This is a genomic window from Bradyrhizobium sp. Ai1a-2 (assembly GCF_000426245.1).
Lineage (GTDB): Bacteria > Pseudomonadota > Alphaproteobacteria > Rhizobiales > Xanthobacteraceae > Bradyrhizobium.
Genome location: NZ_AUEZ01000017.1, coordinates 83,372 through 106,149, shown reverse-complemented (window position 1 = coordinate 106,149; position 22,778 = coordinate 83,372). Strand labels below are relative to the sequence as shown.

Annotated in this window: 21 protein-coding genes; 13 read left to right on the top strand and 8 right to left on the bottom strand. The window is 63.9% G+C overall.

Translation table 11 applies throughout. The features are described from left to right. The first annotated feature begins 123 nt into the window (after positions 1-123). The 5 genes from K288_RS0114335 to K288_RS0114315 all read left to right on the top strand — a co-directional run bounded on the left by K288_RS0114335 (position 124) and on the right by K288_RS0114315 (position 5,294). Entirely contained in the window at positions 124-1,287 is a 1,164-nt protein-coding gene (locus K288_RS0114335; protein ID WP_027580185.1) for an ATP phosphoribosyltransferase regulatory subunit, read from the top strand. Further along, on the top strand, positions 1,284-2,261 hold the full coding sequence (hisG, locus tag K288_RS0114330) for an ATP phosphoribosyltransferase (protein WP_027580184.1): 978 nt from the start codon (positions 1,284-1,286) through the stop codon (positions 2,259-2,261). Before K288_RS0114335 ends, hisG begins: the two co-directional genes overlap by 4 nt. Positions 2,262-2,433: 172 nt before the next feature. Next, the gene (locus K288_RS0114325; protein ID WP_027580183.1) at positions 2,434-3,480 is read left to right on the top strand and encodes a glycosyltransferase family 2 protein; all 1,047 of its coding nucleotides are present in this window, start codon (positions 2,434-2,436) and stop codon (positions 3,478-3,480) included. Then, a complete protein-coding gene (locus K288_RS0114320; protein ID WP_027580182.1) occupies positions 3,477-4,322 on the top strand; it encodes a ChbG/HpnK family deacetylase in 846 nt (281 codons plus the stop codon). Before K288_RS0114325 ends, K288_RS0114320 begins: the two co-directional genes overlap by 4 nt. Positions 4,323-4,439: 117 nt before the next feature. Continuing rightward, positions 4,440-5,294, top strand: coding sequence for a DUF2076 domain-containing protein (locus K288_RS0114315; RefSeq protein WP_027580181.1), 855 nt, complete (start codon positions 4,440-4,442; stop codon positions 5,292-5,294). Positions 5,295-5,489: 195 nt separating this feature from the next. Here K288_RS0114315 and K288_RS0114310 read toward each other — a convergent pair whose 3' ends face one another. Beyond that, positions 5,490-6,275: a L,D-transpeptidase gene (locus tag K288_RS0114310; RefSeq protein WP_027580180.1), complete on the bottom strand. Its 786-nt coding sequence runs from the start codon at positions 6,273-6,275 to the stop codon at positions 5,490-5,492. A 304-nt stretch (positions 6,276-6,579) separates the two neighbouring features. On the opposite strand from K288_RS0114310, the gene K288_RS0114305 reads away from it, so the two are divergent. Next, entirely contained in the window at positions 6,580-7,368 is a 789-nt protein-coding gene (locus K288_RS0114305) for a protein phosphatase CheZ (protein ID WP_027580179.1), read from the top strand. Positions 7,369-7,554: 186 nt separating this feature from the next. On the opposite strand, the gene K288_RS0114300 is transcribed toward K288_RS0114305, so the two are convergent. After that, complete coding sequence (locus K288_RS0114300; RefSeq protein WP_027580178.1) at positions 7,555-8,064, bottom strand: hypothetical protein; 510 nt, start codon at positions 8,062-8,064, stop codon at positions 7,555-7,557. Between the two features lie 344 nt (positions 8,065-8,408). Here K288_RS0114300 and K288_RS0114295 point away from each other — a divergent pair, with 344 nt between their 5' ends. Beyond that, on the top strand, positions 8,409-8,705 hold the full coding sequence (locus K288_RS0114295) for a co-chaperone GroES (RefSeq protein WP_027580177.1): 297 nt from the start codon (positions 8,409-8,411) through the stop codon (positions 8,703-8,705). 158 nt (positions 8,706-8,863) lie between these two features. Further along, positions 8,864-10,501 carry a chaperonin GroEL gene (groL, locus tag K288_RS0114290; RefSeq protein WP_027580176.1) on the top strand — a complete coding sequence of 546 codons (1,638 nt, stop codon included), beginning with the start codon at positions 8,864-8,866 and terminating at the stop codon, positions 10,499-10,501. A gap of 658 nt (positions 10,502-11,159) precedes the next feature. On the opposite strand, the gene K288_RS0114280 is transcribed toward groL, so the two are convergent. Next, positions 11,160-11,501 carry a DUF1236 domain-containing protein gene (locus K288_RS0114280; RefSeq protein WP_027580174.1) on the bottom strand — a complete coding sequence of 114 codons (342 nt, stop codon included), beginning with the start codon at positions 11,499-11,501 and terminating at the stop codon, positions 11,160-11,162. Between the two features lie 466 nt (positions 11,502-11,967). Between K288_RS0114280 and K288_RS0114275 the strand changes: the two genes are divergently transcribed. Both K288_RS0114275 and K288_RS0114270 read left to right on the top strand, forming a co-directional pair. Then, positions 11,968-12,267 (top strand): hypothetical protein, encoded by a 300-nt coding sequence (locus K288_RS0114275; protein ID WP_027580173.1) that lies wholly within the window; start codon positions 11,968-11,970, stop codon positions 12,265-12,267. Between the two features lie 154 nt (positions 12,268-12,421). Next, a complete protein-coding gene (locus tag K288_RS0114270; RefSeq protein WP_027580172.1) occupies positions 12,422-13,621 on the top strand; it encodes a hypothetical protein in 1,200 nt (399 codons plus the stop codon). An 89-nt stretch (positions 13,622-13,710) separates the two neighbouring features. Here the strand turns inward: K288_RS0114270 and K288_RS0114265 are convergent, their stop codons facing one another. Next, complete coding sequence (locus K288_RS0114265) at positions 13,711-14,820, bottom strand: DUF937 domain-containing protein (protein ID WP_027580171.1); 1,110 nt, start codon at positions 14,818-14,820, stop codon at positions 13,711-13,713. A 602-nt stretch (positions 14,821-15,422) separates the two neighbouring features. Here K288_RS0114265 and K288_RS0114255 point away from each other — a divergent pair. Next, positions 15,423-15,929 carry a hypothetical protein gene (locus K288_RS0114255; RefSeq protein ID WP_152535517.1) on the top strand — a complete coding sequence of 169 codons (507 nt, stop codon included), beginning with the start codon at positions 15,423-15,425 and terminating at the stop codon, positions 15,927-15,929. Between the two features lie 34 nt (positions 15,930-15,963). Here the strand turns inward: K288_RS0114255 and K288_RS0114250 are convergent, their stop codons facing one another. Continuing rightward, a complete protein-coding gene (locus K288_RS0114250; RefSeq protein ID WP_027580169.1) occupies positions 15,964-16,374 on the bottom strand; it encodes an META domain-containing protein in 411 nt (136 codons plus the stop codon). Between the two features lie 185 nt (positions 16,375-16,559). Then, the gene (locus tag K288_RS0114245; RefSeq protein ID WP_027580168.1) at positions 16,560-18,224 is read right to left on the bottom strand and encodes an L-lactate permease; all 1,665 of its coding nucleotides are present in this window, start codon (positions 18,222-18,224) and stop codon (positions 16,560-16,562) included. Between the two features lie 305 nt (positions 18,225-18,529). Between K288_RS0114245 and K288_RS0114240 the strand changes: the two genes are divergently transcribed. Further along, positions 18,530-20,275 carry an ABC transporter ATP-binding protein/permease gene (locus K288_RS0114240; protein WP_027580167.1) on the top strand — a complete coding sequence of 582 codons (1,746 nt, stop codon included), beginning with the start codon at positions 18,530-18,532 and terminating at the stop codon, positions 20,273-20,275. 12 nt (positions 20,276-20,287) lie between these two features. Here the strand turns inward: K288_RS0114240 and K288_RS0114235 are convergent, their stop codons facing one another. Together K288_RS0114235 and K288_RS0114230 are read right to left on the bottom strand one after the other, a co-directional pair. Next, positions 20,288-20,755 carry an HPP family protein gene (locus K288_RS0114235; RefSeq protein ID WP_027580166.1) on the bottom strand — a complete coding sequence of 156 codons (468 nt, stop codon included), beginning with the start codon at positions 20,753-20,755 and terminating at the stop codon, positions 20,288-20,290. Between the two features lie 101 nt (positions 20,756-20,856). Continuing rightward, entirely contained in the window at positions 20,857-21,906 is a 1,050-nt protein-coding gene (locus tag K288_RS0114230; RefSeq protein WP_027580165.1) for a TorF family putative porin, read from the bottom strand. Between the two features lie 304 nt (positions 21,907-22,210). Between K288_RS0114230 and K288_RS52355 the strand changes: the two genes are divergently transcribed. Then, positions 22,211-22,711 carry a hypothetical protein gene (locus K288_RS52355; protein WP_152535516.1) on the top strand — a complete coding sequence of 167 codons (501 nt, stop codon included), beginning with the start codon at positions 22,211-22,213 and terminating at the stop codon, positions 22,709-22,711. The last annotated feature ends 67 nt before the right edge of the window (positions 22,712-22,778 follow it).

Here is a 22,778-nt window from a genome sequence, read left to right as displayed (position 1 = left end):
CTACGCGCTCGTTAAGCGATTTGGCCGATGCCGGTCGAAACAACGCTTTTGCCGTGCTAAGGGCTCGGCGGCAAACCCTTGTGCCACTTCGGGAACCCGTTTTCGGGCTATTTGGACGTCGAGATGACCGTAACCGCCACCACACGCGGTGCCGCCTCCTCCGCCGCATGGGCGGACGCGCTGCTGTTGTCATTTGCGCAGGCCGGTTACATCAGGTCCGAGCCGGCGATCCTGCAGCCGGCCGAGCCGTTCCTGGACCTCTCCGGCGAGGGTATCCGCAAGAGCCTCTACCTCACCACCGATCCCGGCGGCGAGGAACTGTGCCTGCGCCCAGACCTGACCATCCCGGTGGCACGCGATTACCTCACCTCATCAGAGGCCGGAAAGCCGGCCGGCTTCAGCTATCTCGGCGCGGTATTCCGCTATCGCGACGGCCAGCCCAGCGAGTTCCTGCAGGCCGGCATCGAATCATTCGGCCGGCAGGACCGCGCCGCGGCGGATGCCGAGATGCTGGCGCTGGCGCTGGAGGCGACGGCGGCCTTTGGACTGACCGACGTCGAGATCCGCACCGGCGACGTCGCCCTGTTCAACGCGCTGATCGAGACGCTGGGGCTCTACCCGGTGTGGCGCCGCCGCCTGATCAAGGATTTCAACCGCAAGGTCAACCTCACCGAGGACATCGAGCGGCTGACGCTGGCGGGCGGTCACGGCCGCAACGAATATCAGGGTGTGCTGGCGGCCCTTGCCGGCTCCGACCGCAAGGCGGCGCTGGCGCTCGTCACCGACCTGATGTCGATCGCCGGCGCCACCAATGTCGGCGGCCGCACCGTCGCCGAGATCGCCGACCGTTTCCTCGAACAATCAACGCTGAAGGCCGGCGCGCTGCCGCGCGACGCCATCGCCACCATCAAGCGCTTCCTGTCGATCGCGGGCGAGCCGGACGACGCCATCGCGCAACTGCGCGCGTTGGCTGAGGACGCCAGGCTCGACCTCTCCGGCGCGATCGACGAGCTCGAACGCCGCGTCGGTTTCATGGCCGCGCGCGGCATCGATACCAGCAAGACGCGCTTCTCGACCTCGTTCGGGCGCGGGCTTGATTACTACACCGGCTTCGAGTTCGAATTGCACGCCAAGGGCAACGGCGCCGAGCCGCTGGTCGCCGGCGGCCGCTATGATGGATTGATGACGCAGCTCGGCTCGGTCGAGCCGATTCCGGCGGTCGGCTTCTCCGTCTGGATCGAGACGCTGACGCAACATGGCAAGCCTCTCCGCGGAGGCAAGGCATGAGCGCGCCCTTCGTTCTCGCCGTCCCGTCGAAAGGACGCCTGCAGGAAAACGCCGAGGCGTTTTTCGCCCGCGCAGGATTGACGCTGTCCAAACCCGGCGGCGCACGCGATTATCGCGGCACCATCGCGGGGCTGGACAATGTCGAGATCGCCTATCTCTCGGCGAGCGAGATCGCCTCGCAGCTCGCGCGGGGCATGGTGCATCTCGGCGTCACCGGCGAGGACCTCGTGCGCGAGAGCATCGCCGACGCCGACAAGCGCGTGCACCTGATCGACGGCCTCGGCTTCGGCTACGCCAATGTGGTGGTTGCAGTGCCGCAGGCCTGGATCGACGTCCGTACCATGGCCGATCTTGACGACGTCACTATCGGATTCCGCGAGCAACATCACCGGCGGATGCGGATCGCGACCAAGTACATCAACCTGACGCGCACCTTCTTCGCCTCCCGCGGCATCCTCGACTATCGCATCGTGGAGAGCGCCGGCGCGACCGAGGGTGCGCCCGCGGTCGGCACCGCGGAACTGATCGTCGACATCACCACGACCGGCGCGACGCTCGCCGCCAACGGGTTGAAGGTACTCGACGACGGCGTGATCCTGCGCAGCCAGGCCAACCTCGTCGCCTCGAAGGATGCCGACTGGTCGACCGAGGCCCGCGAAGCCGCGCGCGTCATCCTGGATCACATCGCCGCCCGCGCCCGGGCAAACAAATATCGCGAGGTCCGCACCCGCTTCAAAGGATGCGATGCAGCATTGCTCGCGGAAGCCCACAACCGCTTCGGCGTGATCGCCCCGTTCGGCGGGCCGACCTCATCCGGCATGCTGACGCTGCACTGCCCACCAGCCCATCTCTATGCGCTCGGCAGCTTCCTGCGCGAGCACGGCGCCGATACGGTGTCGGTGGTCTCGCTCGACTATGTCTTCGACCGCGAGAACCCGTTGTTCGCCCGGCTCGAGGCGTTCCTGCGGCAATGACGCCGCACGCTCGTTCATCTTGGCGACAGCTACCGGGCGGTACCATATGTTTTCGAGCATGATCCGGAAAAGTGGAAGCCGGTTTTCCGCAGAGATCATGCTCAGACAAGAGATGAGAGCATGCTCCGATTCCGTCGAATCGGATCATGATCAAGAACCTGGAACCTGATCGATGACGCTGGGCTCTGACGTTTCCGGCCTGACCACCACCGCGGCGAATGCTGCGGCGAAAGGGTTGTCGATCGTCGTTCCCGTTTATAACGAGGCTGCTGGGCTCGCGCTGCTGCACGAACGATTGATCGGGCTGGCGCGGACGCTGAAGGATCGCCATGGGCTCGCTTGCGAGGTCGTGTATGTCGACGACGGCAGCAAGGATGACACCCTTGCGATCGCGCGCTCGCTTTCCGCCGATACGCTGGATGTCCAGATAGTCTCGCTGTCGCGCAATTTCGGCAAGGAGGCGGCGCTGATGGCCGGTCTCGACCATGCCCGGCGCGGCGCGGTGCTGTTCATGGACGGCGACGGCCAGCATCCCCCCAGCCTGGTCGAGAAACTGGTCTCGCACTGGATCGATGACGGCTACGACGTCGTCTATACCGCGAAGGCGCATCGCGACAACGAACCGTTCCTGCGCAGGTTTGCGGTGCACGGCTTCTACGCGCTGATCAACTGGGGCGCGCGCCAGAAGATCCCCGAAGATGCCGGCGACTTCCGCCTCTTGTCGCCGCGCGCGGTGGCGGCGCTGCGGCAATTGCCCGAGCGCAACCGCTTCTTCAAGGGATTGGCAAGCTGGATCGGCTTCCGCCAGATCAGGGTCGACTACGAGCCGGCGCCGCGCGCGCATGGCGTCACCACCTTCAGCGCGACGCGGCTGATCGGCCTGTCGATCGAAGGACTGACGTCGTTCTCGGTGGCGCCGCTGCGCTTCGCGAGCCTGCTTGGCGTGCTGCTGGCGACCGCGGCCTTCCTGTTCGGGCTGTCGATCCTGTGGGAGGTCTTCACGACCGGCAAGCAGGTACCCGGCTATCCCTCACTCGTGATCGGGTTGATGACGATCGGCGGCGTCCAGCTCATCATGATCGGCGTCCTCGGCGAATATATCGGCAAGATCCTTTCAGAGTTGAAGGCACGGCCGATCTATTTCGTCGCCGAGCATAGTGAAAAACGCGCGAACACCGATACGACTGCCGCCGGCAGCGAACGGACCGCGGCCGAATGAATGACGCCGCGCAGCCGCGCCGGATCTGGCTCTGCGCCGACGATTACGGATTGAGCGAGGGCGTCAACCGCGGCATTCGCGATCTCATCGCACGCGGCCGTCTCAATGCGACCTCGGTGATGGTGGTGGGCGCGGCGATCGGCCGCGACGAAGTGGCGGCGCTCAAGAGCGTTGCCGCCGAGAGCCCGCGTTGCGCGGTCGGGCTGCATGCGACGCTGAGCGCGCCGTTTCGTCCGCTGACCATGCATTTCCGGCCCGTCAATGGCGGGCTGTTCCTGCCGTTCCCGAAAATGTTGCGCGCCGGCCTGCTCCGGCGGCTCGATCGCGAGATGATCCATGCCGAGCTCGTCGAGCAGCTTGCAACCTTCAAGGACATGTTCGGCCGCGCGCCGGACTTCGTCGACGGGCACCAACACGTGCAATTGTTTCCACAGGTGCGCGACGCCTTTTTGCGCGCCGTGAAGGAAGCCGCACCCGAAGCCTGGGTGCGCCAGGGCGGACGCAACCGGCCTCTTGGGCAGCGCTTGCGCGCGCCGAAGGCACTTGTGCTGGATACGCTGAGCGCGCAGTTCAGGAAGCGTGCACGACGCGCCGGCATTCCCTTCAACCCCGCCTTTGCCGGGGCCTATGATTTTTCGGGATCGCCCGACTTCGGTCCCCTGATGCGACAATTTCTCGAAGGACTGCCCGACGGCGGACTCGTGATGTGCCATCCCGGCTTCGTCGACGAGATGCTCAAGGAGCTCGATCCCCTGACGACCCAGCGCGAAAATGAGCATGCCTACCTCGGCAGCGAGCACTTCCCGCAACTGCTGGCGGCGAACAATGTTACGCTCGCCTGAAGGCGCGCCGGTCGTTTTGTCGCATACGCAAATTTAATTCGCTGCCCCACTCCTTGCGCCACAAAGGCGGCCCTACATGTTTCGCGCTTCGACGCAATCGACGCGATGGAGAAGGCCATGACCCCGCAAGAACGCCAACTGATCGACGATCTCTTCGACCGGCTCGCCAGGCTGGAGAGCGCCCCGCGTGATCCGGAGGCGCTGGCCGCCATCTCGGAAGGGCTGCGCAAGGCGCCTAATGCCGTCTATGCCCTGGTGCAGACCGCGCTGGTGCAGGACGAGGCGCTGAAGCGCGCCAACGACCACATCCAGCAACTGGAAGCAGAGCTCGGCGGTGGACCGCAGCAGCAGGGCCAAGGCGGCGGCTTCCTCGATTCGATGCGCGATGCGATCTTCGGCCAGAACCAGAATCAGCCGCGCGGCTCGGTTCCGCCGGTGCGCCCGCCGGAGGGTGGCAGCCGCCCGGTCTGGAATAGCGGCCAGGCGCTGCAGCAGGCGCAGGGTCCTGGACCTGGACCGTATGGCCAGCCGCCTTACGGCCAGCAGCCGCAGCCCTATGGCGCGCCGCAAGCGGGTCCGTTCGGCGGTGGCGGCGGCTCGTTCCTCGGCACGGCGGCGGCGGCAGCCGCCGGCGTGGTCGGTGGCTCGCTCTTGATGAACAGCATCCGCGGGCTGATGGGCGGCGGCGGCGGTCATCAGGCGTTCGCGGATTCCGGCAATCTCGGCGACAACAAGCCGTGGGGCAATGACCAGTCCGGCGGCGATCTTGCGCGCGATGCCGGCGTCAACGACATCGGCTCCGGCGGCCGCGATAGCAGCGACTCGCGCGCGGGCTTCTTCGACCAGGCGTCGAATAACAACAATAACAATAACGATAACAACAACAATAACGACGACGATGGCTACGGTCCCGACGATGACGACGATGGGTTCGATGACGGCGGCGACGACGGCGGCAGCGACTACGCGTAAGCCGCAGGCGGATTGAAAACAGAACGGCCGCCCGATCGGGCGGCCGTTTCATTTCGTCGTCCCGCGAAAGCCGGGACGCATAACCCCGACTTTGCGTTGTGAAGCGAACAAGCGGCCACAGCTTCGCAGATCAGGAACGCTCGTGGTTATGGGCCCCGGGTCAAGCCCGGGACGACAGCATCATGTCGTCGATACTCAGATCACGATCACCCTGGTGCCGACGTTGACGCGGCCGTAGAGGTCGATGACGTCCTCGTTGCGCATGCGGATGCAGCCGGAGGAAACATTGGTGCCGATGGTCCAGGGCTCGTTCGAGCCGTGGATGCGATAGAGCGAGGAGCCGAGATACATCGCCCGCGCGCCGAGCGGATTTTCCGGACCGCCCACCATATGCCGCGGCAGATCGGGGCGACGCGCCAGCATTTCCGCCGGCGGCGTCCAGTCCGGCCATTCGCGCTTGGCAGAGATCGTCTTGACGCCCGACCAGGTGAAGCCCGGGCGGCCAACGCCGATGCCGTAGCGCAACGCCTTGCCGTCGGCCTGCACGAGATAAAGGAACTTGTTCGGGGTATCGACGACGATCGTGCCCGGCGCTTCCCTGCCGTCATAATCGACAAGCTGCTTCTCATATTTAGGATCGAACGGCCGCTGCGCGGGATCGGCCGCCTCCTCCTGACGCATCATCTGCGGATCCATCGGCGGCAGCATCATGCGCCGTCCGCCGTAATAACCCGGCTGCTGCTGATACATCGGCTGCTGCTCGTAGGATTGCGGGTAGCCCTGGTCGGGACCGTCGCCGAACAGGAATTGGATAAAGCCGCCGCCGAGGTTGGAAGCCCTGCGCACCGGTTGAGGCGGCGCCTGGTAGGAGTAGATCACGGTCGGCCGGGCGAGCGGCGCGCCGTCAATCGCAAACGCCTGATGTGGCGCGGCAGGCAGGAAGGATGCGCTGGCAATAAGCGCAAAGACTATTTTCTTCATCGACGTACTCTGTACTGTTTCGTCAATCGTCAGCTGCACGCGGCCAAAGGCGCCGTGGCATGCGACCAATCAAAATCAAAACCGCATCGGTTTGGTAAACGGAATCCGCGTTTGGATTCACCACGCCGGTAATCGGGCGTGGATTTCAAAATCAGCGTTTATTTTGCTTAAATGCGCGATGCACATGGTTAATCGCCGGTGTGCGGCGCGGCGCGAAACGCACGCGGCAAAATATTCCGACGTGAACTACCTATTAAATCGCTTCTGCGTAGAACAGCAGGAGTGAAGGGGCGGGAATAGTCTCATGTCAGTTAGTCGCAAGCGTTTTCGTGTTGAACAAGCCATTATGGGCGACATGCCGATGCCGGCACCGGTTACGGTTGAGGGCGGCGAAATCGGTCCGATGCATCGGGAGATCATGGCGGAGCTCCGCTCCATCCGCGCGCAGATGGCGCTCGGCGTCCATGCCCAGCGTCCGGTCACAACCGAAGCCGCCGAGGCGGCGGTGGCGCGCGAGATCGCCGAAGCGCATGCGCTGCTCGAGACCTATCGCGCGCAGGTCGAGCAGTGCGAGAAGCTGAAGGTCGAGCTCGACCTGATCCACGACGCCATCAATCGCACCAAGCGCGAGATCGCGGTGCTGCACGGCAAGAGCTTTGACGGCCAGGAGATGGCCAAGGTGAATGGCGAGCTCGGCGCCGTCGTCGGCGGCACCGAAGAGGCTACCCAGCAGATCCTCGAGGCGGCCGAAGCGATCGACCAGGCCGCCACCGCGCTGACCAAGGTCGCCTCGCCCGAACAGCAGAAGCTGCTCGCCGAGGATGTCCAGGAGCGCGTCGTGGCGATCTTCGAGGCCTGCAACTTCCAGGACCTCACCGGCCAGCGCATCAGCAAGGTGATGACCACGATGAAGTTCATCGAGCAGCACATCAATGCGATGATGGAGATCTGGGGCGGTGTCGACGCCATCAAGGCGCACGCGCCGCCGATCATCGATACCCGCGAGGGCGATGCCCGCCTGCTCAACGGCCCGAGGCTCGACGGCGACGTGGGCCACGCCTCGCAGGACGATATCGACGCGATGTTCGGCTGAGCGGTTAGGTCGTACCAGACAAAACGAAACGCCGGCGCGATGCCGGCGTTTTTGTTTTCGCCCGCACCTCCTCCGCCGCCATCTTCCGCGAAGGCGGACGATCCAGTATGCGGCGGACTCACGGCACAGGCACTGACAGCGGTGATTACTGGATGCCCCGCCTGCGCGGGGCATGACAAAACAGGCTCACGCCCGTGGCGCGCAGCGGACGTAGACCATGTTGCCGTAGCGGGTGGCGGCGTCCTTGTCGATGAAGCGGGTAACCAGGACGCGGCCGTCGAAGGAGACGATCTCGCGGTCCTGCTCGCCGCCCGCCGGACCCGGCGGGCCGATAAAGTTCTTGCCGCTCGGCGAGCCCTTCAGACGCAGTTCCTGCGGGGTGGCCTGGTCGGCGAGATGCATGACCACGCCACCGGACTGGCCGGCGCCGATCACGTAAGGCTGCTTGCACTGGTCGCGCGCCATCTTCTCGGTGCGGGCGCGGTCTGCCGGATTCTGATAGGAGGCCAGACCCCAGCGGCCGACGATCTCGTCGGAACGGATGGTGGCGGGCATTTCCGGCGCCGCCTCCGGCTCGGGCCCCGGGTTGGATGACAGCGACGGCAGGTTGACGCTGCTGCACGCACCCAACAGAAGCGTCAGCGCCGAGACGGTCGCAAATTTCGCAACCGCGCGCGCGTCACCTGATCCGATCATCCGTATTCCCCCGAAATATCCTTGGGCCGCACCTTGGGCTGCACCCGTCCTGCAACCAAGCGTAAAACGTAAGGCAGAGCAATGACGTCGAAACGATGACGTGAGAACTCCAACCCGGGCTCTAATTTGATTTGGTTGCAGCATCCTATATTGGCCTCACCAAGGCCTTAAGCACTTTGCTTGACAGGAAAGGCGCCAAGCCATATTTCCCGCCCACAATTAGCACTCTGGCGCGACGATTGCTAATGCGCCGGATAGCCTGCCCGCGAGCCATCGGTCGGCCGGCATTCAACCCCGGCCCCGATGAATGAGACCTGAAACCGAGCCTTCCAAGAGGGAACGTCATGGCTAAATCCAAATTCCGCCCGCTGCATGACCGTGTCGTGGTCAAGCGCATCGAAGCCGAAGAGAAGTCCAAGGGCGGCATCATCATCCCCGATACCGCCAAGGAAAAGCCCTCGCAGGGCGAGGTCACCGCCGTCGGGCCGGGCGGCCGCGACGAGACCGGCAAGCTGATCCCCATCGACGTCAAGGTCGGCGACCGCGTGCTGTTCGGCAAATGGTCGGGCACCGAGGTCAAGCTCGACGGCGAGGAACTCCTGATCATGAAGGAGTCCGACATCATGGGTGTACTGGTCTAAGCCGCAAACTCAAGCGAAGCAGCCGCGCTCTCGGCTGTCATGCCCGGACTTGATCCGGGCATCCATCATTCGTCAGCAAGGATGGATTGCCGGGTCAAACCCGGCAATGACGACAAGAGTGCGCGGCCCAGTGTCCTCAATCATTCCAGGAGCAAGATATGGCTGCCAAAGACGTTAAATTTGCCGGAGAAGCCCGCGAGCGCATGCTGCGCGGCGTCGATGTCCTCGCCAATGCGGTGAAGGTCACGCTCGGCCCGAAGGGCCGCAACGTCGTCATCGAAAAGAGCTTCGGTGCCCCGCGCATCACCAAGGACGGCGTCACCGTCGCCAAGGAGATCGAGCTCGAGGACAAGTTCGAGAACATGGGCGCGCAGATGCTGCGCGAAGTCGCTTCCAAGACCAACGACACCGCGGGCGACGGCACCACCACCGCGACCGTGCTGGCGCAGGCGATCGTGCGTGAGGGCGGCAAGGCGGTTGCCGCCGGCATGAACCCGATGGACCTGAAGCGCGGCATCGACCTCGCGGTGCAGGCCGTGGTCAAGGACCTCGAAAAGCGCGCCAAGCCGGTGGCCGCCTCCTCCGAGGTCGCCCAGGTCGGCACCATCTCGGCCAATGGCGACACCGCGATCGGCAAGATGATCGCCCAGGCCATGCAGAAGGTCGGCAATGAGGGCGTGATCACGGTCGAGGAGAACAAGTCGCTGGAGACCGAGGTCGACATCGTCGAAGGCATGAAGTTCGACCGCGGCTACCTCTCGCCCTACTTCATCACCAATGCCGAGAAGATGACGGCCGAACTCGAGGACGCCTACATCCTCCTGCATGAGAAGAAGCTTTCCGGCCTCCAGGCGATGCTGCCGGTGCTGGAAGCAGTCGTGCAGTCCGGCCGGCCGCTCCTGATCATCGCGGAAGACGTCGAGGGCGAGGCGCTGGCGACGCTGGTGGTCAACCGCCTGCGCGGCGGGTTGAAGGTCGCGGCCGTCAAGGCGCCAGGCTTCGGCGACCGCCGCAAGGCGATGCTGGAGGACATCGCGGTCCTGACCGGCGGCCAGCTGATCTCCGAAGAGCTCGGCATCAAGCTCGAGAACGTCACGATCAAGATGCTCGGCCGCGCCCGCAAGGTCGTGATCGACAAGGAGAACACCACGATCGTCAACGGCGCCGGCAAGAAGGCCGACATCGAGGCGCGCGTCGGCCAGATCAAGGCGCAGATCGAGGAGACCACCTCCGATTACGACCGCGAGAAGCTGCAGGAGCGGCTGGCCAAGCTAGCCGGCGGCGTCGCGGTGATCCGCGTCGGCGGCGCCACCGAGGTCGAGGTCAAGGAGAAGAAGGACCGCGTCGAGGACGCGCTGAACGCGACCCGCGCCGCGGTGCAGGAAGGCATCGTGCCCGGCGGCGGCGTGGCGCTGCTGCGCGCCAAGAAGGCGGTCGGCCGTCTCTCCAACGACAATTCGGACGTCCAGGCCGGCATCAACATCGTGCTGAAGGCCCTCGAAGCCCCCGTGCGCCAGATTTCGGAAAACGCCGGCGTCGAAGGCTCGATCGTGGTCGGCAAGATCCTCGAGAACAAGTCGGAGACCTTCGGCTTCGACGCCCAGACCGAGGAATATGTCGACATGGTCGAGGAAGGCATCATCGACCCCGCCAAGGTTGTGCGCACCGCGCTGCAGGACGCCTCCTCGGTCGCCGGCCTCCTGGTGACGACGGAAGCCATGGTCGCCGAACTGCCGAGGGAGCCGGCGCCGGCGATGCCGCCCGGAGGCGGCGGCATGGGCGGCATGGGCTTCTGAGCCCGACCCCTCACGACCAAATCAAAGGCCGCCTCCGGGCGGCCTTTTCACATCCGGACTGGAGTTCAGTTTTGATTGGATCAGGGCCGAAATCCAGATTCCTGTGCTGACGCGTTTTCTTCAGACGAACAGGTATCCATCTCGCCCGAAAACGCCCTGATGGGCTTCAACGCCGATCCCGGACATTCAGCGCAGACGTCCTCTCGGAGGCAGACTTGAATTCGGCCTTCGCCGCAATGTGCGCCGGTAACGGACGCACCAGCGTAGCTGTTGCGTCGTTCGGCAGGACCAGCGAGGACATGGCTGCTATAAGCAACACCAGTCCTGAAACTATGACGGCGAGGAAAATGCGCTCCATACGTGTAGACGCAGACAGCATCATTTCGTTCCGCGTCGACAGTGCGGTTCCGCGCATTTTCCGCCTCGGCCTGAATATCGTTCGAGCAGCCCGCGTTATGGATGCGGGCTGCTGCTGGTTACGATTGCGATCCGCAGAGACCGCTCGCTAATCAGGACAGGCTGATGGCGGCGAGGACAAGACAGGTGACATAGACCATGGCAAGGCTCAGGCCCACGATCCGGGCCTCATGGTGAGATTCCAATTTTCCCTCCACTGCAGGACAGGAAGGGCCGCCTTAACGGCGGCCTTCCTCTTACGTCAATCGATTTCCTGAACGACGGTGCGCGTGCCGGGATCCACCAGCATCACGCGCTCACCGGAATAGACATAGCGATACTTCGTGAGCGACGGTCCCCAGTCGGACGGCACAGCCTCGAGCTCGACATCACTCGGTATCGTCCCGCCGACGACGATCCTTTCCTTGGTCGTTACCGGCCGAACCTTATGCTCGGTGACATAGGTCTTGATCCTGGTGCGGTACTCCGGCTCGATCTGAACCGCTGCACGTCCGGCCCCGGTCGTCGTCACGACGGTGCTCTGAGCGAACGCACCGCTGGATATCAGAGCGACAGCCGCGGAAAGCAAAAGCATCTTCCTCATCTGGATTCTCCTCGCCGCGACATGCGGCGCTCAATGAACTTCATGCACTCGCGCAAGTTCCGAGACACGCGGAACGATTTGCCATTTTATCCCGCTATCGTACGCCAACCAAAAACGTCTGCCCGATTGCGGGAGCCAAACGAAATTTATCGGGATCATTTCCGCGGCGACCGCATTATCGCATTCACTCGCATCATGCTTTTGCCGGACCGATGCGGAGCTTGATCATGATCTGCGGAGCTGCTGCCGAATTTTCCTGATAAGAAAGTGGCGCAACGTATCCACCGCTGGTGGGCAGGCGTCGGCTTCTCGATCATCAATGGCTATGATGAACTCCCGAACTGCTGTTGAGCCTAACCATCGCTGCAGAGATTCCGTTCCCTCGGGCGGGACGTTCGACGAGCATGGAGCGCGAGGCTGCGGACCGGCGCCGCCAAGGGAACTGCAGCCCATGCTCGGGAATTCAATGATCCTGATCGTCGCAGGATGCACGAGCGCAACAGGGAAGCCTGTCATCGCGCCAGCAACGTCGCGACTGTTGTTTTACGTGATTGTCGGAGGATGCATGCCTGGCTCGGATGTGGCTGACAAGGTAACCGGGATCGAAGCCGGTTGGGCCGCCAAGCTGAAGAACGAAACGGACGCCTGGCGTCGGCGTCGTGCGGTCCTGCCTCAGCAGTTGGCGAGCGCCGGAATTCCAGTCGTGCGGCGCCTGAAGCGGAAGCGAGCAAATACCACAACCATCCCGGCGCACTCCTCCGGTTAGCCAAAGACCGTCTCCGATTGCGGGCGCACCCGACCCCGTTGACCTCGGCAGGCCACCGTGCATTTTTGAGTTACGTCTCCGCCGCGGCCTTCTTTTTCACCAAAGGTTTGCTAGGTACCGCGTTGGCGATTCTGTTCCTCAAAGGAATCCTCATATGCGCGCCCTGCTCTTCTGCCTCGTGGGCCTCCTCACGGCCCCATCGGACCTCGCTCTTGCCCAGATGAAGCTGCCGTCCAAGACCGCGCCGGGCGCGATCGAGACGCGCTATTTCACCTCGATCGACGGCTTGATGGAGGGCAATGCCGACGCGGTGCTGAAGGAAACCCGCCAGGGCAAGAACGTCACCGCGGCGGTGCTCGACGTCTGCTTCCCCGCGGAAAAAGGTTCCGACCGCAAGGACCGCTTCGTCGTCAACCTTGCCGTCAGCGGCCAGAACCTGAGCGGCACGACGCAGAGCCTGAATGACAAATCGCCCGTCACGGTGAAACTCGTGCGCAAGCCGACCGGCGACAGTTTCGAATTCCGCGGCCAGATCACGATCGGCCAGGCCGTGACAGAGGTGGCCTCCTCCGACAATACCGACCTTTCGGAGCGGGAATTTCAGGAAAGCCAGACCACCGATGACGGCATCACGCCGGCACCGAAGGATTTTACCGAGGTCTCCCCCGAATCCGTCGGCGTGCGCGTCAAGCTCGATGCGGCGCTGGATTTCCTGAAGAGCCTCAAGGGCCAGGTCGTCGAGGTCGGTCTCTCGAGCCTCGCCATCACCTGCGACGCGCTGCGTGCCGGCGAGCAGACCATCAACCTCACGGTCGATCCGGAACAGGCCGCGGCGCTCGTCGCCAAGGCCAAGGCGACGCCGGGCGTGGTCGCGGCCGGCTGGACCACGGGCAGCGTCGAGATGGACCGCACCATCCGCTTCGCCGCCGCCGACTGGCTCGCCGGTGACAAGATCAACAGGGACAAGATCGCGTCCGCGATATCGGGCGTGCTGAGCAAGACGCTGACGGCAAAACCGTCTGGGGCGTCATGGAACGCCAACACGGGCAAGTTGAAATTGACCTTCAAGCGTCCGAGCCAGGTCTATCCCGCGCTCGGCCTCACCGAGACCATCGAGATCTCGGCGCTGGTATCCTCGGACAAGCCCGGCACGTCAGACAGGCTGATGCTGTGGGTCTCGAGCCCGGTGGTCACCACCGCCGACGAAGGCTCAGGTCCAAAGCTGAACCTTTCGGAAGACTCCGTCGGCGACGAGGAAGGCGGCGAGCCGCCCGATGACAACGGCTCCATCGAGGCGCTGGCGAAGGAATTCAAGGCCCAGCGCTGGGACGCCGACAAGTCGGCCTGGAAGTAGGCCGTTACAGCTGAGCGGACGCGCCGAGGCGCCCGCCTCGATGCCGTCAGGCGGTACGGGAGGGAGCGCGCTCTCGGTAGTGCCGAGGCTCAGGCCTTCGCCAACGAGTCCAGCCTTGCGCGAAGATCGTCAATAGCCGGCTTTGCGAGGGGCCCGACGCCCGGCGTCGCCATGACCTTGTCGCACATCTGGTAGATCGAAGGTGTCACCACGACGATCAGTTTGGCGAGTGCGCTTCGTCCTTCGGGAGGCAGCTTTGCAGCGCGCGCGCTGACATCGTTCAACTGTGCTACCGCCTCGTTGATCCTGGGCAGAGCCGCTTGAGCGGAAGCCGCGTCTGTGATGCCTGAGAGCGAGGCCTTCAAGGTGCTGACGGACGAATCGATCTGGCTGCCCAGGTTGACTCCATCAACGGTCAAATTCGCGGGTGCGACCCCGACGGTCCCGGTTGCCGGACGCGTTGCGGCGGGTTGCTCGGCGACAGTCTGTTCACCCGGGCGTTCGAGGGCGTACCAGAGAAGACCGCCCAGCACGACAAGGCCTCCCAACCAATAGGGCCATTGCGACATCGCGCTGCTTGGCGTGTAGCGCGCAGATGCGCCGCCTATGCGGCTCGCGGCCGCCGAAGCTCCGCTGCGCACGCTGTCCTCCGCCCGGTCAATGATACCGGCAGCGCTCAGTTGATCGGCGAGACCCGATGGAAGCTCTGCGGCGATCTGGTCTTTTTGCGAGCTGAGCAGCGATGTCAGCCCACCCGCGTCCAGACCCGCGCTGCGTTGATGCTGTCCCAAGGCGCCGAGGACGAGAGGGCCAAGCATGCCGGTCAGCAATTTGCCGGTGCCCTCGCCGATGCCTGCGAACTTGGCGATGGCCTGGGCGGTTGTGTCCAGCGCCCGGCCGCCAAACATGCCGGCCAGCATGGCCGATCCGCTCTCCGCGACCTCCTTCTGGCCGGAGCCAGCCATCGCACTCTTCAGGCTTTCCAGCGCTTCAGGTTGCTGCTGCGATAATGTGTTGGACAATTGACGGGCCCCACCGGGGGTGGAGGCGACTTCCGCCAAGTTCGAAAGCAGTGCGGGGACTGCGCCTCCTATCGCCTTTTGCGCGATCTCTCGATCAATCCCCAGGGAGGACGCGATCTTGGCGATCAGGTCAGGAGTCAAATATTGCATGACAACAGAGACGAGATTCACGGCCATGGCGACCTCTCCATCGTTGCGAAGTGGCTGAGACGGGATGACTGAACAACCATCGCGTCACATACCCACGTCGGAGGTTTCGATTCCGGCCGTCAGGCGGGGCAAATCATCGGGGCTAACCAGCAGATTTCCGTGCCTGCCAACCGACTTTCCCACTGCGCCGGCATGACCGTCCCAAAATTCGCGCCTGTCTAATCACAATCCGGAGAGCCCCTCAGGTTGATGGCCCCTGTTTCAGCAGCCTGACATGGAATTCGGGCGGCTCCATTTACGACCGAGGCGGCGGCTATGGCGGCGGTTGGGCATGGCCGGCCGCCGGCTGCGGGGCCGCGATCGAGGCGGCATCGCGACGCAGTTCGTCCGGTTGATCGTTAAGGTTCGCTTCAGTTTCCGGAACCATCATTGCGTAGCCGAATGTGAGTCGCGCCATGCAGGGCCACGAGCCGAGTCCCCTTGGAAGCGTCTGGTCGGGGAATGTAGCTGACGGCGAGTTGCCGGAGCAGCCGGCGCACTTGTCGGATGTCTTGCACCAGAATCGCGATGACGTTCTGCTGGTGCGAGGGCCATACGGCGATTGGGCACGCAGCATCGCGCTGCCGGCGATGGCGCTGATGGCAAGCTTTGGCCTGGGATGGGCCGGAGGTTTGAACTGGCCCGAGTTCGCAAACGCGCTCGGGCTCAGCCCGATTGCCCAGAAAGACACGCCTCTGCCTCGAACTGCTGAGGCAAGACCGGCCGGCAGGATCGACGGCAGTCGAAAAACCACATCCAAATTAGAACTGCAGATGGCGGCGCCCGCTGTCGTAGGAAGCATCCCCAGGCCTTCGCCGGCAAGCGCTCACCTGCCGGCGCGCGCGTCAGGCGCGGTCTCCTCCGCTTCCCAGGTAAAGCCATCTTTGGCGCCGGCACCGGAAACCCGGCCGACGACGATTCCGGGGTGGAGGGTTGTCGACGTCCGGGACGGAACGGCTGTTCTCGACGGGCCCGATGGCATCCGGATGGCCGCACGGGGCGACACGATTCCCGGAATCGGACGCGTCGAAACGATCGTGCGCTGGGGCGACAAATGGATCGTCGGCACCGCCAACGGATTGATTGCGACGCGCTAGATCATGATCCGATGAGACGTAGTCGGATCATGCTCTAATTCGTGTTGAGCCGGAACCGCAGCGTCTTCGAGCCGGTCAGGGTGACGAGGTCGCCCTGACGTCGCCAGGTCGCGACGTCACCGAGCGCGGCGAGCAGATCATCGTCGGCTTGCGCGCGCTCAGGCGGGCAATTGCGCGTCTCCATCGCGCCGGGAACGAAGATGATGGTGTTGCCGGCAACCGAGAACTGACCCTTGCCGCCCTTGCACCAGAGTTCCAGCACCACCTCGCCATTGTCGCCGATGTCGAGCGAGGGGATGCGCTTGGAGCCCGGCATCCGTGACGCATCGAGCGACATTTCGAAACCGAAGGGGAACTCCTCGTCGGCACGCGCAGGACTTGCGGCGATGGCGGTCGCGAGCACTGCCAAGGCAAAGGCAGTCCTCGTGCTATTCCGTGAAACCATGAACTCTCTCTGAGATCAGCGATGCGCTGTTATTGCACGCGTCTGACAATGGCCAAGTCGGCCGGAGACGAGTTCGTAGCCCGGGTGGAGCGGAACGCGCAACCCGGGACATCGGTATCAGAGGGACGCACCCGGGTTACGCTGGCGCTTCACCCGGGCTACGATGATTGTCCTGACTTTGGTGGCTACTTCAGGACCATCTCCGTGAACGGGTAGACATAGGCCTGCAGTGTCACGAAGATGCCGACGAGGCAGGCCAGCACGATCGAGTGCAAGAACACGTAGCGCAGGATCGAGCCTTCATGGCCGTACCAGTTGGTCGCGGTCGAGGCGACCACGATTGATTGCGCGTCGATCATCTTGCCCATGACGCCGCCGGAGGAGTTGGCGGCAGCCATCAGGATCGGCGACAGGCCCAATTGCTCCGAGGTGATCCTCTGCAGGTTGCCGAACAGCACGTTGGAGGCGGTGTCCGATCCGGTCAGCGCCACGCCCAACCAGCCGAGCAGCGTGCCGAAGAAGGGATAGAGCACGCCGGTTGCGGCGAAGGCCAAGCCGAGCGTGGCGTCGACACCGGAGAGCCGCGTCAGCGTGCCGATCGCGAGCATCGCCGAGATCGTGATCAGCGAGATCGCGCACAGGCGGATGGTGCGGCCATATGCGGTGATCAGCCGCATCGGCGAGAAGCCCATCAAGAGACCCGAGATGATCGCCGCGATCAGCATGCCGGTGCCGGTGAAGGACAGCCAGGTGAAGCTGAACACGGCGCCTTCCGGCGTCGGCTTGGCGACGATCGGCGGCACCTTGTTGATCAGCTTGTCGAGCTCGGGCACCGGATAGTTCCACACGAAATTGGCGTTCGCCCAGGTCTTGAACGCGCCGTTGCCCCAGACCAGCATCAGGATGCAGACGATGATCCACGGCAGAAGCGCGCTCCACAATTCGCCTTGCGTGAGCGGCGTCTTGTCCAGCACCTTCGGCGCCGTCATGGTCGCGGCCGATTCATCGTGGCCGCGCAGCGCCGGCGACAGCCATAGCTGCCGCGGCTGCCAGACGCGCAGGAACAGGATCAGGCAGCCCATCGAGATCAACGAGGCGCCGATGTCGACGATCCAGGGATTGATGAAGTTCGAGATCACGAATTGCGGGACCGCGAAGGAGACGCCCGTGACCAGGATCGCCGGCCATACGTCCTTCATGCCGCGCCAGCCGGCAAACGCCCACACCACCCAGAACGGCACGATCAGCGAGAACAGCGGCAACTGCCGCCCGACCATCGCGCCAAGCACGTAAGGATCGAGCCCGGTCACCGAGGCAAGGCCCTGGATCGGCGTGCCCAGCGCGCCATAGGCAACCGGCGCGGTGTTGGCGATCAGCGACAGGCCGGACGCCGCGAGCGGCGAGAAGCCGAGGCCGATCAGGATCGCGCCGGTGATCGCAACCGGCGTGCCGAAGCCGGAGGCGCCTTCGAAGAACGCGCCGAACGCGAACGCGATCAGGAGCAGTTGCAGGCGCCGGTCCTCGGTGACACCGCCGACCGCGCGCTTCAACAGCTCGAATCTCCCGGTCGCCACCGTGATCTGGTAGAGGAAGATGACGTTCAGCACGATCCAGCCGATCGGGAAGAACCCGGTCACCACGCCGAGCAGTGTGGCGCGGATCGACATGTTCGTGGGCATGGTGAAGACGAAGATCGTGATCAGGTTGGTCACGATCACGGCGATGATGGCGGCGACATGCGCCTTCACTTTGCCGCTGGCGATCAGGACCAGCAGCGTGACCACGGGAACGGCGGCTGCGATCGTCGACAGCGCGGCGTTGTTGAGCGGGTTGTAGATTTGGTTCCACATTTTTCTTGTTCCTCCCCAAGGCTGCCGCCGGCGGATGGCGTCGGCGGCGCCGGCGCCCGGCGTACCGGGCGCAATCAAGATCAGGTCGTGCGAAACGGGCTTGCGCGAGTCGGCAACTGCCGAAACGCTCACAACCTCGCGAAATCAGAAAGTCCCCCGCCCCGCGTCGCGCTGGCATGCTAGGGTTGACTTACATGCTGCGACAAGTGGACGCTGACCCGGGAACCTACGACTTTAGTCTGAAGGTTCCCTGATTGTCCCGTTTTTTCAAGCCTTTGTAGGCGGCCCCCCGGAGACGGTAATCTGTGAACAACATTCGTTCGACGCTCACGACGGTGTGGCGCATTGCGGCGCCTTACTTCAACTCCGAGGACAAATGGGCCGGCCGCGGCCTGCTTGCCGCGGTCATCGCGATCGAACTGGCGCTGGTCGCCAACGACGTGCTGCTGAACCAGTGGCGCAATCGCTTCTACAACGCGCTGCAGGAGCGGGACTGGGACGGCTTCGTCCGCGAGCTCATCGTGTTCTGCGTGCTGGCAGCGGTCCTCACCGTGCTGTCGATCTATCAGCTCTATCTCAACCAGTGGCTCCAGATCCGCTGGCGCCGCTGGATGACGAGCAGATATCTCGGCGAATGGCTGCATGACGCCAACCACTATCGCATGCAGCTCCAGGGCGATGCGGCCGACAACCCGGACCAGCGCATCAGCGACGACATCAAGATGTTCGTCAACCAGACGCTGGGGCTCGGCATCGGGCTGTTGAGCTCGATCGTGACGCTGGCGTCCTTCGTCGTGATTCTCTGGGGCCTGTCGGCGGCGGCGCCGTTGCATCTGTTCGGCAGCGACCTGTCATTCCCCGGCTATCTGGTGTGGGGCGCGCTGGTCTACGCCATCTTCGGCACCGCCTTGACGCAGTGGATAGGCTCGCCGCTGGTGCGGCTCGATTTCGATCAGCAGCGGCTGGAAGCCGATTTCCGTTTCAACCTGGTGCGGGTTCGCGAGAACTCCGAACAGATCGCGCTGCTCAAGGGCGACCGCGCCGAACGCGAGCAGCTGTCGACGCGCTTCAGCCGCGTGGTCTCCAACTGGTACGGCATCATGAGCCGGACGAAGCGGCTGACTGCGTTCACGCAGAGCTACTCGCAAGCCGCGGTGGTGTTTCCGGTCATCCTGTCCGCACCGGCCTATTTCGCCAGCAAGATCCAGCTCGGAACCGTGATGCAGATCATGGAAGCGTTCGGCAAGGTGCAGGATGCGCTGTCGTTCTTCATATCGGTCTATCGCACCATGGCGGAATGGCGCGCGGTGGTTGCCCGTCTCGACGGCTTCGAGCGATCGATTGCGGAGGCGGAAAGGCTTGCCACCGATCCCGACGCGGTGAAGGCGGCGCCCGCGGCGAGCGATGCGATCGCCCTGCAGGAGCTTCTCGTGAAACTGCCCAATGGCGCGCCGCTGGTCGCGGCGACAGAGCTCAAGCTTCGGCCCGGCGAACGCACGCTGGTCACCGGGCCGTCAGGCGCCGGCAAGTCGACGCTGTTCCGGGCGGTCGCCGGCATCTGGCCGTTCGGCAGCGGCTCGATCGTCATTCCCGAGCACGCCTCGCTGATGATGCTGCCGCAAAAGCCCTATTTCCCGATCGGCTCACTGCACGCGGCGATCGTCTATCCGGCCGAAGCCGAGAAGTTCAGCGCCGACAGGATCAGGGAAGTGCTCGCCCGGATCGGCCTGCCGCAGCTTGCTTCGCGGCTCGAGGAAGAAGGGCACTGGAACAGGATGCTGTCGCTCGGCGAGCAGCAGCGCCTGGGGCTGGCGCGCGCGCTCTTGCATGCACCCGACTACCTGTTCCTCGACGAGGCGACTGCTTCCCTCGACGAGCCCTCGGAAGAAGCGCTCTATCGTTTGCTGATGGAGGAATTGCCGGCCACCACGATCGTCTCGATCGGCCACCGCTCGACGCTGGAGGAATTCCATCAGCGCAATATCGCGCTGGTCCGCGACGGCGACCGGTTCGCGTTGCGCGATGCCACCAAGGCCGCCGCGCCATCGTAGGCGCTCACGTACCTACCACCACCGTCGCGGCCAGGGTTGCCGGCGCAGCATGTGATGCCAGAGATAAGCGAACGCGGTGAGGAAGAGCGCGCCAGCGAGTACCGGCACAAACAGGAATGACCAGGGCAGGCTGTTGGAGACCACCAGCAGCGGGTTGATGCCGGCCGGCGGATGAAAGGTTCCGGTCAAACGCATCGCGAGTATGGCCAGCCCGACCGCGACAGCTGCCGCCCAAACGTCCGGCCCGATGAGCTTCAGCACCGCAAGGCCCACCGCCGTCGCCACCACATGCCCACCGACCAGCGCACGCGGCTGGGCCGGTTCGGCTTCCGGCGCACCGATGACGAGTACGATCGAAGTCGCAAATGGAATGACGGCGAGCGGATAGTTCGCGGTACGCGAGAACCATTCCATGATGCCGACGGCGAGAGCGCCGCCGAGGCCCGCCATGGCACCGGCCGCGATCGTGCGTCGGGACAATACCTTGGCTGCCGCGCGCCAATTCCATCGCATTGGAGGCTACCGTAAACGAAAAGGGCGGCGGATCACTCCGCCGCCCCCTTGATCCACGTGCGTGGAACTTACTTCAGGTTCGAGATCGCGGTCAGGTCGGCGGAGAGCTTGGCGATACCCGTCGCGCCGCACCAGTTGGAGCTGAAGCCACCCGGGTTGATCGGCGTGAAGCTGCCGTCGAAGCGGGCGGTGTAGTCGCTGGTGAAGGCGTTGCAATCACCCTTCGAGAGGTTGGTGTCGGTGTAACGCAGGTCCAGCGTGAACACCTTGTAGGTGAAGCCGATGCCGATATTCCAGGTGTTGTAGCTCGGCTCCGGGATGCCGCCCGGGAACGGCCCGCCGCCAAGCACGCTCGCAACGGTGGTGCCATAGAAGGCATCGGAGGTGCCGAGCCACTGCCGACCAAACTCACCCGAGACGTACATGCCGACGCCGGAGGAACCGAAGATGGTCGCGGGCGCGGTCCACTTGGCGGTGACCGACGCGTAGTTGCCCCAGGCGCCGAGGTTCAGGAAGTTCGGCGAGTAGTACTCGTTGAAACCCACCGCCCACTGGTCGTTGATGGTGACGTTGAGCTTGGCGTAGCCTTCATAGAAGCTTGCGCTCTTCTTGGCGAAGTTGCCGTTGATCGGCAGGCCGCCGGTAATCGGATCAGAGTTGCCGAACGGGCTGGCGGCGCAGCTCGCGTCCGAGCCGGGAATGCCGGAGCCCGGGAGCGCGGCGGCGTTAAAGCACGAGCCGCCCGGATAGAGGTAACCCCAGACACCGAAGTCGAAAGCGAACATGCCGAAGGTCGGGCGGATACCGCCGTAGATGTCGATCTCGGCCGCGGCGCGGTTCGGGAACGAGATGCTCTCCCCGGCGGCACCGATATAGAGCTGCAGGTCCTTGGTGACGTTGTAGCGCGGCTCGAAATAAGCGGCGACCGACGGCTTGTGGTTCGACTGGGTGATGCCGCGGAACACGTAGTCGCTCATCAGCGCAGCGCCGAAGGCGAAATCCCAGGGTTCGAATGGGGGCGGCGGCGGCGCCTTGACGGCCTTCACCGCCATATCCGCAGCCATTGCCGAGCTTGAGAACATTGCCAGCGCCGTTGCTAACAAAGCCAGTTTCTTCATGAAAGATCCCCACACGTTCAAGAACAGTCCAGCTCTACCGGCCCCCCGGGGCGAGCGATCACCGACTGCGACCAAATGCACAGCCAATCTGGAACGCGACGGCCCTTATGTTGAAGCAAAAAAGACGAGCATGTGCCGACTTTTTAGGCGTTCTTGCTTGTTTCAGTGAGGTTGTTGGCGGGTGTTGCAGACTCACAACAACTTTACCGACCTCGCTACCTCGTGAAGAACATCCCGACCCATCGAACGTGGCCGACTGAGTCCCTTTTGCAACGGTCGGGCCTCAGGCGCCGTCGAATCATCCATGTCGCGCCAGCATCGGTGCACCGGAAAACGAAAGAGCCGCAGCGACGGCTGCGGCTCTCGTGTCAGGTTTGCGTGGTTGCGTCAGGACGGACTGGACGAGTCTTCTTCCGTCCGCTCCGAAGGGCTGGGGCTTGGGGTTGCCCAGCTCACACCAAGCTCGGGCTCTGGCGCGGGAGTCGGGGCAGCGACCGGGGCCGGCTTGGGAGCTGCAGCTTTCTTTGCCGCGCTCTTCTTGGCGCTCTTCTTGGCGGCCTTCTTCGGCGCCGCCTTCTTGGCGGCTTTTTTCGCGGCCTTCTTTGCCGACTTCTTCGCGGCCTTCTTGGCAGCCTTCTTGGCAGATTTCTTCGCGGTCTTCTTGGCGACCTTCTTCGCTGACTTCTTCTTGGCCGCTACCGCCTTCTTAGCCTTCTTGGCCTTTTTCCCCTTCTTACCCTTCTTCGCTTTAGCCATCGTGATCCTCCTGTTGCCGCTGATTCAGTCTGTCGAGCGCTTCGAATAGTCCGCTTGCCCGGATCGGTATCGTGCTTGTTCGAAGCACCTCCCGCCCCGTCCTTTGTCGCGCATGG

Excerpts from the sequence above, each read along its gene's own strand:
- K288_RS0114305 (WP_027580179.1), top strand. The coding sequence starts at position 6,580 with ATGTCAGTTAGTCGCAAGCGTTTTCGTGTTGAACAAGCCATTATGGGC.
- K288_RS0114325 (WP_027580183.1), top strand. The coding sequence starts at position 2,434 with ATGACGCTGGGCTCTGACGTTTCCGGCCTGACCACCACCGCGGCGAAT.
- K288_RS0114335 (WP_027580185.1), top strand. The coding sequence starts at position 124 with ATGACCGTAACCGCCACCACACGCGGTGCCGCCTCCTCCGCCGCATGG.
- K288_RS0114270 (WP_027580172.1), top strand. The coding sequence starts at position 12,422 with ATGCGCGCCCTGCTCTTCTGCCTCGTGGGCCTCCTCACGGCCCCATCG.
- K288_RS0114275 (WP_027580173.1), top strand. The coding sequence starts at position 11,968 with ATGATCCTGATCGTCGCAGGATGCACGAGCGCAACAGGGAAGCCTGTC.
- K288_RS0114265 (WP_027580171.1), bottom strand. The coding sequence starts at position 14,820 with ATGGCCGTGAATCTCGTCTCTGTTGTCATGCAATATTTGACTCCTGAC.
- K288_RS0114245 (WP_027580168.1), bottom strand. The coding sequence starts at position 18,224 with ATGTGGAACCAAATCTACAACCCGCTCAACAACGCCGCGCTGTCGACG.
- K288_RS52355 (WP_152535516.1), top strand. The coding sequence starts at position 22,211 with ATGTCGCGCCAGCATCGGTGCACCGGAAAACGAAAGAGCCGCAGCGAC.
- K288_RS0114255 (WP_152535517.1), top strand. The coding sequence starts at position 15,423 with ATGGCGCTGATGGCAAGCTTTGGCCTGGGATGGGCCGGAGGTTTGAAC.
- groL (WP_027580176.1), top strand. The coding sequence starts at position 8,864 with ATGGCTGCCAAAGACGTTAAATTTGCCGGAGAAGCCCGCGAGCGCATG.
- K288_RS0114300 (WP_027580178.1), bottom strand. The coding sequence starts at position 8,064 with ATGATCGGATCAGGTGACGCGCGCGCGGTTGCGAAATTTGCGACCGTC.
- hisG (WP_027580184.1), top strand. The coding sequence starts at position 1,284 with ATGAGCGCGCCCTTCGTTCTCGCCGTCCCGTCGAAAGGACGCCTGCAG.
- K288_RS0114315 (WP_027580181.1), top strand. The coding sequence starts at position 4,440 with ATGACCCCGCAAGAACGCCAACTGATCGACGATCTCTTCGACCGGCTC.
- K288_RS0114280 (WP_027580174.1), bottom strand. The coding sequence starts at position 11,501 with ATGAGGAAGATGCTTTTGCTTTCCGCGGCTGTCGCTCTGATATCCAGC.
- K288_RS0114310 (WP_027580180.1), bottom strand. The coding sequence starts at position 6,275 with ATGAAGAAAATAGTCTTTGCGCTTATTGCCAGCGCATCCTTCCTGCCT.
- K288_RS0114295 (WP_027580177.1), top strand. The coding sequence starts at position 8,409 with ATGGCTAAATCCAAATTCCGCCCGCTGCATGACCGTGTCGTGGTCAAG.
- K288_RS0114320 (WP_027580182.1), top strand. The coding sequence starts at position 3,477 with ATGAATGACGCCGCGCAGCCGCGCCGGATCTGGCTCTGCGCCGACGAT.
- K288_RS0114250 (WP_027580169.1), bottom strand. The coding sequence starts at position 16,374 with ATGGTTTCACGGAATAGCACGAGGACTGCCTTTGCCTTGGCAGTGCTC.
- K288_RS0114230 (WP_027580165.1), bottom strand. The coding sequence starts at position 21,906 with ATGAAGAAACTGGCTTTGTTAGCAACGGCGCTGGCAATGTTCTCAAGC.